Source organism: Aeromonas sp. 102P (assembly GCF_051920345.1).
In the GTDB taxonomy this organism is placed as follows: domain Bacteria; phylum Pseudomonadota; class Gammaproteobacteria; order Enterobacterales; family Aeromonadaceae; genus Aeromonas; species Aeromonas veronii.
Map to the genome: position 1 here is coordinate 4,357,501 of NZ_JBQBCZ010000001.1, position 12,445 is coordinate 4,369,945.

Annotated in this window: 11 protein-coding genes and 1 pseudogene (1 of these 12 cut by a window edge); 5 read left to right on the top strand and 7 right to left on the bottom strand. The window is 58.4% G+C overall.

All coding sequences use genetic code 11. The annotated features are described in order from the left end of the window. The 3 genes and pseudogenes from ACTG1K_RS20390 to ACTG1K_RS20400 all read right to left on the bottom strand — a co-directional run. On the bottom strand, positions 1–395 hold the 5' end (the start) of the coding sequence (locus ACTG1K_RS20390) for an NAD(P)H-dependent flavin oxidoreductase (RefSeq protein ID WP_440006545.1). 652 nt of this gene lie to the left of the window's left edge; the window shows 395 of its 1,047 coding nt (coding positions 1–395); its start codon is at positions 393–395; its stop codon lies beyond the left edge, outside the window. After that, positions 392–675, bottom strand: a pseudogene (locus ACTG1K_RS20395) (helix-hairpin-helix domain-containing protein). The gene ACTG1K_RS20390 and the pseudogene ACTG1K_RS20395 overlap by 4 nt, the downstream one beginning before the upstream one ends. Before the next feature lie 72 nt (positions 676–747). Then, positions 748–1,389, bottom strand: coding sequence for a ribonuclease T2 family protein (locus tag ACTG1K_RS20400; protein ID WP_139474418.1), 642 nt, complete (start codon positions 1,387–1,389; stop codon positions 748–750). Positions 1,390–1,586: 197 nt separating this feature from the next. Between ACTG1K_RS20400 and ACTG1K_RS20405 the strand changes: the two genes are divergently transcribed. After that, positions 1,587–2,147, top strand: a complete 561-nt coding sequence (locus ACTG1K_RS20405) for a gamma carbonic anhydrase family protein (RefSeq protein ID WP_005343397.1) — start codon at positions 1,587–1,589, stop codon at positions 2,145–2,147. An 80-nt stretch (positions 2,148–2,227) separates the two neighbouring features. Here the strand turns inward: ACTG1K_RS20405 and ACTG1K_RS20410 are convergent, their stop codons facing one another. Beyond that, on the bottom strand, positions 2,228–3,136 hold the full coding sequence (locus tag ACTG1K_RS20410; RefSeq protein ID WP_440006548.1) for an SAM hydrolase/SAM-dependent halogenase family protein: 909 nt from the start codon (positions 3,134–3,136) through the stop codon (positions 2,228–2,230). 198 nt (positions 3,137–3,334) lie between these two features. Between ACTG1K_RS20410 and ACTG1K_RS20415 the strand changes: the two genes are divergently transcribed. From ACTG1K_RS20415 to ACTG1K_RS20425, 3 genes are all read left to right on the top strand, one after another. Beyond that, the gene (locus ACTG1K_RS20415) at positions 3,335–3,799 is read left to right on the top strand and encodes a hypothetical protein (RefSeq protein WP_194494672.1); all 465 of its coding nucleotides are present in this window, start codon (positions 3,335–3,337) and stop codon (positions 3,797–3,799) included. 156 nt (positions 3,800–3,955) lie between these two features. Continuing rightward, positions 3,956–5,425 carry a GGDEF domain-containing protein gene (locus ACTG1K_RS20420; protein ID WP_429151474.1) on the top strand — a complete coding sequence of 490 codons (1,470 nt, stop codon included), beginning with the start codon at positions 3,956–3,958 and terminating at the stop codon, positions 5,423–5,425. A gap of 98 nt (positions 5,426–5,523) precedes the next feature. Continuing rightward, entirely contained in the window at positions 5,524–6,771 is a 1,248-nt protein-coding gene (locus tag ACTG1K_RS20425; RefSeq protein ID WP_440006550.1) for a DEAD/DEAH box helicase, read from the top strand. Positions 6,772–6,855: 84 nt separating this feature from the next. Here the strand turns inward: ACTG1K_RS20425 and ACTG1K_RS20430 are convergent, their stop codons facing one another. Beyond that, positions 6,856–8,127: a hypothetical protein gene (locus ACTG1K_RS20430; RefSeq protein WP_005362755.1), complete on the bottom strand. Its 1,272-nt coding sequence runs from the start codon at positions 8,125–8,127 to the stop codon at positions 6,856–6,858. A gap of 214 nt (positions 8,128–8,341) precedes the next feature. After that, positions 8,342–9,106, bottom strand: coding sequence for a CphA family subclass B2 metallo-beta-lactamase (cphA, locus tag ACTG1K_RS20435; RefSeq protein ID WP_440006551.1), 765 nt, complete (start codon positions 9,104–9,106; stop codon positions 8,342–8,344). Between the two features lie 571 nt (positions 9,107–9,677). Here cphA and ACTG1K_RS20440 point away from each other — a divergent pair. Continuing rightward, complete coding sequence (locus tag ACTG1K_RS20440) at positions 9,678–10,481, top strand: hypothetical protein (RefSeq protein WP_440006553.1); 804 nt, start codon at positions 9,678–9,680, stop codon at positions 10,479–10,481. A gap of 164 nt (positions 10,482–10,645) precedes the next feature. Here ACTG1K_RS20440 and ACTG1K_RS20445 read toward each other — a convergent pair whose 3' ends face one another. Beyond that, positions 10,646–12,349, bottom strand: a complete 1,704-nt coding sequence (locus ACTG1K_RS20445; protein ID WP_440006554.1) for an amidase — start codon at positions 12,347–12,349, stop codon at positions 10,646–10,648. Between the last annotated feature and the right edge of the window lie 96 nt (positions 12,350–12,445).

A 12,445-nucleotide genomic window follows, 5' to 3' on the forward strand; every position in this document is an offset into this window, starting at 1 on the left:
CCGAAGTGGAAGCTGACCACCGCCGGTCTGAACTCAGCCACCATGGCGGCATGATCCTCCTTGAAAGGTGCACGGCTTGGCGCCGTCGTAACAGCTGGGGGCTGTACGCCGAACTCGGCGTAGTAGGGAGCAAGCCGCTGCTGCCAGCGGGCCAGAGCAACGGGATCAGGTTCCCGTTGCCGATGGCAGAAGAAGTTGATGTTAAATGGCCCAAGGCCGCTTTGGGCAAGTCGCTCCAGTTCGCTGCGCAGCTCCGCTGGCGTGAGCATGGCGGCAGGCAAGGAGCCCAAGCCGCCCGCACGGGTCACGGCCAGCGCCAGCTCGCTTCCCTGCACACCGGCCATCGGCGCCTGAATGATGGGATAACGCATCCCCAGTTCGGTAAAGAGGCTCATCCATTCACCCCATTTGTCGCATCCGCCGCCAGATGTGCGCGGGCCAGCGCAATGGCGCCGTCGATAGCACTGCGCGCCTGCGGGTTGTTCTGCCAGCAAGTCGAGCCCAGCATGCTGGCCACCAGCTGGACGATATGGGTGGTGTCGGCCTCGGCCAATCCGGCCAGGGTATGGTATGGTAGCCCAGCTGTTCGAGCCGCCCGATAACGGTCGGCCCTACCCCTTTCACCCCGAGCAACATTGCCCGTTCTTGCGGGCCAAACCAGTTGTTGCCATCCATCTGTCAGACTCCTTTCCGATAACCGTGGTTACACATCAGGCCCGCAAGGGGCCCGATGGAGAGAGTGGAGGCTTAACGCACACTGCGCAGCAGGAAGTCCGGCTGACCACAGGAGCGACGCTCACGCTTTTGCATCTCGGCGGAGCAGGTGACCGCATCCGTTCCCTCTTTATTGACGCAGATGTAGATCTCCCGCAGGAAGCGGCCACCATCGGCGCACGCCACCGTGATGTTGTCGGGAGCCAGCCACTGGTTGGCGCTCGCCAGATCGGCCTTGAGCTGGAAACTGGTTTTGCGCAGAGGCTCTTCCGGGGATTGATAAGCCGCCGGGATCTTCACCTTCTGGCGCAGATCGCTTGCCAGCTGATGGAAGGCCTGCTGGCTCAAGCCGGAGCAAGTACCGTGCTTCTCCCACTCATGGCGATAGAGAAAGCGGCTGGGGTAGAGGTCGGCAAACTCGCTCTCCATATCGGGATTGAGCCGTTCGCGGGTGCAGTTGCTGGGATAACCGCGATCGTACTGAGGCCAGAGACCGTGCAGCACAAACCCCAGCTTGCGGGAACACTGGTCCCGATCGGCCGGTTTGACGGCGCAATGCTCGGGCGACCAGGAGAGCGCCATGGCGTAATAGTCAAACTCCCCCGCCTCCCCTTTGGCCTGCACGGCCGAGGAGAGCAACAAACCACCCGCCAACAGGGCAATCATCTTCTTCATCTATATGTGTCCATTTAAACCAACTCGGGAATGGCTGCAATGCTCCCATATTCCAGCGCGTGGAAACAGTGATCCCGCCAAGGCTTGCGACAAGGGTCAGACCACTTCGGGGTTTCACCGGATAATAACGAGGCGTAAGCTGGCATCCTGGCGCCGGGTGCGCCACCGCATCATTTCAAGCAACCACAGGATGTAACATGATCCGCAAGAATCCCTCCGGCCATCTGCCTGTCATCGACGAATCCGCCTATATCGACAAGACCGCCATCATCTGCGGCAAAGTGATCATCAAAGAGAATGTCTTTGTCGGCCCCTATGCGGTGATCCGCGCCGACGAAGTGGATGCCAACGGCGAGATGGAACCCATCGTCATCGGCGCCAACTCCAATATTCAGGATGGCGTGGTGATCCACTCCAAATCCGGTGCCGCCGTCACCATCGGCGAGTATACCTCCATCGCCCACCGCTCCATCGTCCACGGGCCGTGCGAAGTGGGAAACCGGGTCTTTATCGGCTTCAACAGCGTGCTGTTCAACTGCCATATCGGTGACGGTGCCGTGGTGCGTCACAACTCGGTGATCGATGGCTGCGATCTGCCGCCGGAGTTCTACGTCCCCTCCACCACCCGCATCAACCAGCAGAGCGATCTGACCCATATCCCGCGGGTCTCGGTAGATGCCGCCGAGTTCTCCGAGGACGTGGCCCATACCAATATCGATCTGGTCAAAGGGTACAAGGCGCTCTCCAACGAGTTCTGATCCCTTTCTTTATTACCAGAGAACAAAACGGGCGCCGAGGCGCCCGTTGCTGTTTCTATCTCTACTTATATATGTGCGGGTCAGGAGCACTTCTTCAGGCTGATATGCCAGTTGGCGCCGGATTGCACCTGATGTTTGGCGGCGAAGCTGTCCATGTTCAGCGCCACCGACACCTGCAGCAGACTGTTGAGGTAGACCAGCGGCTGACCTTCCGGCACGTCACCGAAGCTGCTGACGTACGGCGCCTTGCCGTCATATTTGACCACATCCCCTTCGCGGATCTTGATGCAGGCTGTATCCCCTTTGTTGATCCCCACCTTGGTCAGCAGGGCATCATCGATATTGGTCCAGACGTTGCCGTACTGCACATCGAGGATCGGGATGGTGCCCTTGAGGGTGCCATCTTTCTCGGCTACCGCAGGCTGATAGGGGATCTTCACCACTTCGGCGGGCAGCAGCGGGCCGACCTGCTCGTAGCTGATGGCGCCGGAGGCGAGCCGTGCGCCGGTATAGGCGTACACATCGCGGCCATGGAAGGTGTAAGACTTCTCGGAGCCCTTGAGGCGGTTGAGCTTCTCGTCAATCTGGCGCACAGCCTCGATACCGAAGTGCTCGGCCACCAGAGTAAGGGTGCCGTTATCTGGGGTCACGATGTAGTGGCCGCTCTTGGTCTTGAGCACTACTGACTTGCGCTCGGTGCCGACACCGGGATCAACCACGCTGACAAACACAGTCCCCTTGGGCCAATACTGCAGGGTCTGGTAGAGGCGGTAGGAGGCTTCCCAGATGTTGTAAGCCGGGATCTCGTGGGTCAGGTCATAGAGCGGCAGGGTGCGATCCACCCCGAAGGCAACCCCCTTCATGGCCGACACGGCGCCATCTTTGAGGCCAAAGTCGGTCTGGATCACCAGCGCTTCGTTGGCGACGGCGATGCCACTAGCCAGCATGAGGGCGAGCGCGATGGCGCGGGGAGCGGTGCGAATATCCATATCTGAACTCCTGAATCATCTGAGGATAACGAAACGGCAATGGCCATTTAGACGTCCAGACTGCCACCAATGGATTTTTTTGCAAGGGGTTTGCAACAAAGTGAGGGACGACTCGCAGAAATTGTGCTCGCCAAACGTCGGCAGCAGGGGTATCAAAGGCAGAATGAGAAAACGTTTACAATACAGGAGCTCAGCACCATGACACAACCCGTACCGGAGATGATGACCCTGCTGCTGGAGATTGGTGAACAGAGCAGTCAGCTCTGGCTGAGCCAGCCAGATGCGGCCCCGTCACACTACCCGCTGGCCTTTGGCACCCACGCCATCCAGCCCGGACCGTTTCGCCACGCGCCACCCACCCCGCTCGAACTGGAGCGGGCCATCATGGTGGTGGAAGATGAGCTGATGCGCATCGCCCCACAGATCCCGCCCGGCTTGCAGCTGACCCTGCGCAGCCAGCCGTCGCTGGCCGAAGTGCTGGGGGACAACCAGCTCGATCGGGATCTGGTGGAGCAAGCCTTTGGCCAGCTGGCCGCCATGGCGGAAGGGGATCCTCTCGCCGCCAACCAGCTACCCCGTGACGAGCACTTTGCCGCCGTGCTGCTGATCGTCAGGGAGTGGCTGCACCATCTGGCCAGCGAGAGCGTGCTGATCGTGGAGTAGGGATAAATAAGTGGTGAGGGCTTCAGCTTCTGGCAAGGTTTGTCGGTGGATCCTGTCGGGATTTCCTTCGCGTATACTTTGCCCGTATGGCGCCCGCGCCCCTATCGGTACTCTAACCAGACACCTATGACCTTATTTTCAGGTAACCTCCCAGCCTTGCGCTGGCCATCGGCGTGTGCTCGCCAGTTCATCGTCAAAGTGGCCGGATTAGCCCTGCTCGCCCTGACCGGGCTGGGCATTGTCTTCTACTACACCTATCTCACTATCCAGCACGACATGGATCTCATCACCGCCAGACAGAAGAACGTGTTCGAGGTCTTCTACCAGCGAGCCAAGATCCTCAAGGTGGAGAACATCACCAGCTATCTGGCACAACACCATCTGCTCGATCAGCCACCGCCCCCGAATGGCATCGGCAGCGACTATCTCTACGGGTATGACCTCAAAAGCAAATACCGCTTTGCCGATATTCCGCTGCAATACCCGGCAGCCAATATCCTCAACACCTTCCGCTATGCCCTCTCCTATCCGGAGGTGATCAATATCTACACCATCTGGAATGACTACCGGCTGATCGGCATGGTGGCCGACAACAATGTGCTGCCCACCAGACTAGCGCCGATCAAGGTGGATCTGATGACACTGCCCGCCTGGTATCACTACTTCGGTTGCGCCAGCTTTGCACCCGGCCGCCCTTTGTGCAGCGCCGATGAGGCCTTTGTCTCCGATATCGAGATCGACAGCTTCAGCATGCGCAACACCATAGTGATGTACTTCCCCTTCATTCATCAGTCAGGGCGCGGCGGTTACAAATACGGACTGCTCGGTATCGATATCGCCGTCGATGAAGCATTTAACGATGTGCTGCGACCCTTCGACACCATCAACCCGACCCGCACCAACATATCGTTTGAAGCCGCCGAGCCCTGCCGCCCCAGGCATCTCTGCCTGAGCAAACCCTTTATGCGCACCAAGGCGGGGGATGATCTCTATCTGAAGTGGTCCTACAGCTGGTTCGATTTCGTCAAGCTGGCCCTTCAAAGTGCGGCCTTCAAGGTCTATCTCATCGTGCTGTTGCTGGGCATGGTGGCCTGGAAGCAGATCTACCTGCGGCTGCGCACCCTGGCGCACACCGACCACCTGACCCGGCTGCCACGCAGAGATGTGCTCTGCCAGAGTCTGCTCCATGAGCACGACTATCTGATGATCCTCGATATCGACAACTTCAAGTCAATCAACGACACCTATGGCCATGGCGTCGGGGATCTGGCACTGGTCGCCTTTGCCCGCCACCTTAGAAGCAATATCCGCAAGGTGGACAGCGCCATCCGTTGGGGCGGCGAGGAGTTTATCGTGCTGTTCAAGGGGATGGAGGATGACGAGATGATGATCCACTCAGCTGGCCGCCTGCTGGATCGACCATTGGGGATCCCCGAGCTGCCCACCCCCATCACCTTCTCCGCCGGGGTGATCCGCATTCGCGACTACCTCACCGTCACCGAGGCGGTGCATCTGGCCGACGAGCTGCTCTACCACGTCAAACAACACGGCAAACACAACATCGCCTGCTATGAGGGCAAAAAGATCCGGCTGATCCGCCCGTTGCCGGACGACGCAGAGGTATAGCCGCCTTCTGCCGCTCCCCCAGCTTCTGTTACCATCGCGGCCACGATCACTCACTGCATCGTGGCCGCTGGCCGCGATAACCCCGACTGGTGCCTTCTATGTCCATTGCCTCTTTTGCCGAACTGGCCCTCTCCCCCCGTCTGCAGCAGACCCTGACCGAACTGGGCTATGCCGTGCCGACCCCCATTCAGGCTCGCGCCATCCCCGTCATTCTGGCGGGGCGGGATCTGATGGCGGGGGCCCAGACCGGCACCGGCAAGACCGCCGCCTTTGTGCTGCCGCTGCTGGAGCAGTTGCTACAACAGCCACAAGCAGAGCCCCGCCCGATCCGCGCGCTGGTGCTGGTGCCGACCCGTGAGCTGGCGGTGCAGGTTGCCGAGAGTGTCGCGCGCTACGGCCAGGGCACCGGTCTCACCAGCACGCTGGTCTACGGCGGGGTGAGCATCGCGGCGCAGGTAGAGGCGCTTCAAGCCGGGGTGGATATCCTGATCGCCACCCCGGGCCGCCTGCTCGACCATCTGCGTCAGGGGGCATTGAGCCTAGATAGCCTGCGCCATCTGGTGTTTGACGAAGCGGATCGCATGCTCGACATGGGCTTTATGGACGAGATCACCGCGCTGCTCAAACAGATTCCGGCGGATCGCCAGACACTGCTCTTCTCCGCCACCTGCGACGACAACCTGTTTGCCCTCTGCAAGGTGCTGCTGCGCGACCCCGAGTTGATTGAAGTAGCGCCGCGCAACACCACGGCGGCCGAGGTGGAACAGCGGGTCTACACGGTGGACAGCGATCGCAAGCTGGCGCTGGTCGAACATATGCTGAAAGTGAAAGGGTGGGCACCGGCACTTATCTTCAGCCGTACCCGACAGGGGGCGGACAAGCTGGCCCAGCAGCTTGGCAAGGCGGGCATCAATGCGCTGGCCTTCCACGGCGATCTGTCGCAAAGCGCTCGGGAGAAGGTGCTGCTGGAGTTTCGCACCGGCACCCTGCAGGCGCTGGTTGCCACCGACGTGGCGGCCCGCGGCCTCGATATCAGCGCTCTCAACTACTTGATTAACCTCGAGTTCCCGTTTGTGGCCGAGGATTACGTCCACCGTATCGGGCGCACCGGTCGCGCCGGCAATAAGGGGCTCGCCATTACCCTGTTCAGCCCGGAAGATGCACCGCTGCTTGAGAAGGTGGAAGCGGTGCTCGACACCCGCTTGCCCCAGCAGTGGTTTCCGGGCTTTGAGCCGGACCTCACCCGCTTCGAGCCCGAGCCGCGCCGCAACAGCAAGGCGGCCCAGAAGCAGCGCGCCAGAAAGCAGGCCCTCGCTGGCAACAAGGGTGGCAAGGGCAAGCGTTAAGCCTGCCCTGCGCCGCCAATAAAAAAACGCCCGCACGGGCGTTTTTTGTTATCTGACAGGAGCCTGCTCTTGGCGAGTAGCACCCTAGCGGGTCGCCAACACCAGTGGCAGGGATCGCAAGATCTGCCGCTCCGCCAGGGTCGAGAGGATAAACATCACCATATAGCCAAGCCCCAGCGCCACGATAATCGCCACCACGTTGGCGGTGAACTCGGCCACCAGATAGTAGGCGGCGACCAGCGCCACTATGCCTGCCAGCCGGATCAGCAAACTCCGGGTAAAGTGACCGTGAGCCTTGATATAGGCGAGCTGATAACCGTTGAGCATCATAAAAATGAAGAAGATGGAGAAGTGGAACAGCACAGGCACCGCCCCCACGTAGTCGGCGGGGAAGAACAGCAACACCAGCGGTTTGCCCGCCAGCAGCATCAAACCAAAGAAGGCCAGACTGACGATGGCGGAGAGGCGGAAGATCCAGCGGCGGATCATCCTGATCTGGCGGTGATCGCCATTGCGCAGATTGACCGCCAGCTCAGGCAGTACAAAGCGGTAGATGGGGAAGACAAACAAGGTGGTCATATAGGTGAAGATGGGACGCACCACCACCTGAAAATCCCCCAGCTCGTCGATGCTGAAGTGGCGGATGGTGAGCAGCACAGTGATGTAGATCATCAGGATACTGGCCCCCGCCTCCAGCGAGGCGGTAAAGCTCTTCTTCACATAGCTCACCATCTCGGGGCCGAGCGCCACCTTGGCGAGCGGCTTGGTGGCGATGGCCCGGCGGCGCGAAACATACATATAACCGGCGATGGCGAGCGACGAGAAGGTCAGCCCGTAGAAGAGCGAAGGGAGCGCATCCATCCCGAGCCCAAAGTAGCAGGCCATAAACAGCAGACCGTTGGCCAGCGGCTCCAGCCAGGTGACCCGGTTGGAGAGCTGATACATCCGGTACATGGCCACCAGATTGGTGAAGTAGACCTTGAGCCCCAGCCCGAAGATGACCCCCACCAGTTGCAGATACTCCACTCGGATATGGAGCCCGTGTTTGATATAGGGGATCACCGCCCCCCAGGTGAGCAGCACGATGCCGATAAGGAAGTAGCGAAAGATATTGATGATGTCCCGATCGTTCTTGGTCTGGGAATAGCTCACCACCATGGAGGAGCGAAAACCTGTCATCAGGATAAAGGAGAGGGAGATCAAATCGACCACGCTGTTGAACAGCGCCAGCTCCCCCTTGGCGACCCACTGCGCCAGCCACACCTTGAAGGCGAAGCCGATAACGATGCTGACCAGCGAGGCCCACATCCCGGTGATAAAGGCCTGCTTGAGGCGCGCAAGAGAGGCGTATTGCATAACGAAAATGGATAGCTTTCAGGGAAAAGAGAGAGGGCCATCTTATGAAAGCCTCCCTCCCTTGAACAGCGTTAATGCCACGCACTCACAGCCACCAAAAAACCGCAAACGCAAAAGGCCCGCTTATTTCCTGAAAGCGGGCCTTTTGTGGTGTGCCGTTATGGCTGCTGATTGCAGCAATGGCAAGGCTTGCTGCCAATCTGTCGCGCAGCCGTTATGACTGCGGCGCCGCCTTGATCAGCGCCTCGTAGTGATCAATAAGCTCGGGGCCGTGCAGCGGCGAGTCGTGCCCGCCGATCACCGTCTTGATCGGCAGCTTCATCGCCTTGAGCCGCTCGATGGTCTGCGGATACTCCTTCACATTGGCAAAGCTCAGGTTGCCCAGCTTCTCCTTGAGGATGCAGTTGCCATAGAGCACCTGCTCGTCGGGGAAGTAGACAAAGATGCCGTCCGGCGTGTGGGCCGGGCCCGCGTAGAAGGCGCGCACCTTGCCCTCTTGCAGGATGAAGTCGCCATCGTGCACCACGTTCGGCAGCACCAGCGGCAGATCCGGATACTCCGGCAGCCCCTTGCGGGTAAAGGCGACAATCTCGGCCCAGTCGCTCTTCATCAGATCCCGGGTCTGGCGGGTCGCCACCACCTTGGCGCCGATGGACTTCCAGTAGGCGTTACCGCCCGCCCGGTCGGTGTGGTAGTTGGTGTTGATCACCTCCAGCACCGGCTTGCTGCTGACCCGTTTGATCAGCTTGTGCAGCTCGCGGGCGGTATCCGGCGTCCAGGTCGCCCCCACCACCGTCACCCCCTTGGCCCCGAAATAGACCATGGAGTTCTCTTTGACGTAGTAGTTGTCCTCCACCACATAGACAGGGCCGCTCACCTGCTTGAGCTCGATCACCGCCGCCCGCACGCTGCCGCCCCAGAAACTCGCCATCAGCACCACGGCCCCGGCCAATCCGCACTTCATCCAACCTTTCATCATCTTGCTCCCTCGAACCAACCACCCCCTCGCCACCCCTGTGGCAAGCCGGGCCTTTTAAGCAGTGGGCAGAAGATACGGGGGATTTGTGAGGGGAAAATGAGGTTGTGTGAAGAGAGGGTGAAGTCTGGGGGAAGTCAGGTGGAATTCAGAAAAAATCAGGGGGAATCGGCAGCGACCTCCTGTTCGCGAACGATCGAATACGCTGCGTTATTCGAACCAGCAGCACAGATTGCGACCCCTCACCCTAACCCTCTCCCGAGGGAGAGGGGATGGCCCGTGCCAATTCCAAGCCACTCATATTCACCCGCACCACAGAGCCAACGCACAAGCAGCGGAGCATATTTGCTCCCTTCTCCCCTTGCGGGAGAAGGGCCGGGGATGAGGGGGAGGTAACAATAAGCCACATAATGTAGGGTCGATGAGCACAGCGTAATCGTCCGCATACCGCCACGCACCGAGTCATGGCAATACCGGCAACCTTCTCGGCCACGACCTGTTCGCGAAAGTCCGAATACGCTTCGCTATTCGAGCCTACGGTTCTTAATTTAAAATTATAATAATCCATATATTTATGGATAAATTTATAGCAACCGATATATCATATAGAGAGTATCAAAAATCAAAACACACAGGGAACATTGTGAACTCATTCATAAAAAAGCACTCACTAAATATCTGTTTTGTTCTTTTAGGGTTCTACATATCAGCCGTTTTTTTTGCATACTCATACGATACATCAAGTAGTTTTTTAGTTGTGTTAAATAATATTGGAACATTCTTAGGCTCAGCTGGTGCTTTGGCAGCCATATTAACAATATTAAACATATTCTATAAACAACAAGAAGAAAAAGAAGAACGAGAAGTGAACTATCTAAAATATATAGCTTTTATTTTAGACAGACAATTGACCATCATATCTCTGTACGAATTAAATTCGTCTAAATTCATGAATATTGATGAAGCAAAGAGAGCTTTAGCATTACCAGCCTATCGCATAGATGAAACGTTATTAAATGTTATAGATATAGAAAAGTGTTTATTTTTATTATCCTCCCCAAATGAGCAGTTGCTCGCTGAGTTAGACCGCAGCCAGCGAAACTTCAAGTCGCTTTTTCACACGATTTCGACTAGGAATGAAGTATATATAAACCAGTATCACAGCAAAATGCATAGCTTATTTAGACATGATGAAGAATTCACTTTAAATGAGTTAGAGGGAATTGTAGGGAAATCACTACTTCCCTCACTTACAGAACTAACGAATGAAATTTACATTAACGTTCCAAACGTAAAGACATTAATTCAAGGTATGTTTACACAAACACTCGCTGAATTAAAAAGAAAATACCCTCACCGTAATTTCATTGAACCGTAATTCTTTTTCATAGTAAAATTTCGCTCTTGATTACGTTAAAAACAATGGTGTTTATGTTGCAGATTAACGTGCTCAGTAAAAATATTGGAAAATAAAAAACCACCCTCTATATGGGTGGTTTTTTCGTTATTGCCGAACTAGCTCTGCCTATCTAGCTAAAGAACTCACCCCAACGGCGGCGTGCGTGGCGGCACCATACGCTTGCTGCCGGTGGACTCGAAGGCCGAGGCAAAGCGCAGCAGGTTGTTGTCGTCATAGGCGCGACCGGCGAAGGTCAGGCCCACCGGCATACCGATATCGGCCATCACCCCCATGGGGACGGTGACGGTCGGCACGCCGAGATGGCGAATGGCGAGGTTGCCGTTGGCAACCCAGATGCCATTGCTCCAGGCGATATCGGCGGAGGCCGGATTCACATCCGCATCAGCCGGGGCCACGTCGGCGACGGTCGGGAACAGCACGGCGTCGAGCTTGAGCCCGTCCATCCAGTCCTCCAGATCCAGCTTACGGGTCTTCTCCAGTCCACGCAGACCGTCCGGCACTGTGGGGATCTCGTCCCAGGATTTCAGGCCGCGCTTGGCCATATTGACGTACTCGTCCATGCCCGCCGCCAGATCGCCCTCACGGTTCGGCAGGGTGCCCGGGTCGTGGGGGAAGATCTTCGGCCCATCGACATCGGCCAGCTTGTTGAGCTTGGGATCGCCGTTGGCGCGCAGGAAGTCGTCGAACGCCCAGCCGGAGAGCTCCCACAGCTCGTCGTTGAGAAACTCCGGGCTCACGATGCCGCGATTGAACACGGTCGGCGCGCCGGGTCGGTCCCCTTCGCAGTTGGAGACCAGCGGGAAGTCCACTTCGATGACTTCGGCGCCAGCGGCTTCCAGCGCCTTGCGCGCATCTTCCCAGAGGGCGATCACGGTCTCGCGGGTATGAATGCGCTGACCGGTCGGGCCGCCGATACCGGGGTTTTCGCTGGTGCCGGCCAGTTCATCCTTGTTGATAAACATGCGCGGCACGCCGAGGCGCTTGCCCTTGAGGGCATCGGCCTTGGCAGCCAGATCCAGATAGGAAGCCGGACGCACTTCAGAGGCCTTGGGCAGCTGCACCCAGGGCTGCAGGCGCCACAGATCACCACGGGTGTCGGCATCGTCGGCGACCACTACATCGAGCACTTCCAAGAGATCGTTCATGGTGCGGGCATAGGGCACCACCACATCCATGGTCGGAGTCAGCGGCCAGTTGCCGCGCACCGAGATGACGCCACGGGACGGGGTGTAGGCGCACAGACCGTTGTTGGAGGCGGGGCCGCGGCCGCTCGACCAAGTCTCTTCCGCCAGACCGAAGGCGGAGAAGCTGGCGGCGGTGGCGGTACCGGCGCCGTTGGAGGAGCCGGAGGCAAACGGCGCGGTCAGGTAGTCGGCGTTGTAGGGGCTCTCGGCACGGCCATAGACGCCGCGCTGCATGCCACCATTGGCCATCGGCGGCATATTGGTTTTGCCAAGGCAGATGGCACCGGCGGCACGCAGGCGCTCAACGGTAAAGGCATCGCGCTGGGCCACCAGATCCTTGAAGGCCGGGCTGCCGGAGGCAGCGGTCAGCCCCTTGACCAGATAGCTGTCTTTGGCGGTGTAGGGGATGCCGTCGAGCGGGCTCAGGGTCTCGCCACGGGCGCGGCGGGCATCGGAAGCCTCGGCCTCTTTCAGCGCATCGGGATTGGCGACCACCACGGCATTGAGTTTGGTGGCAGTCTCGGGGCCGTTGTAGGCCTCGATCCGGGCCAGATAGGCCTTGACCAGTTCGACCGCTGTGGTGCGGCCTGATTCGAGCGCGGCACGCAGCTCGGCAATGGAAACCTCGGTCACTTCGATCATGGGGATCTCCTGTAAAAGGGTGACTGTTTGTCATGATGATCGCCGCATCAGCGCCTGCGACCATCACACCATCAAGAGAGAAAACCCCACGGCGTG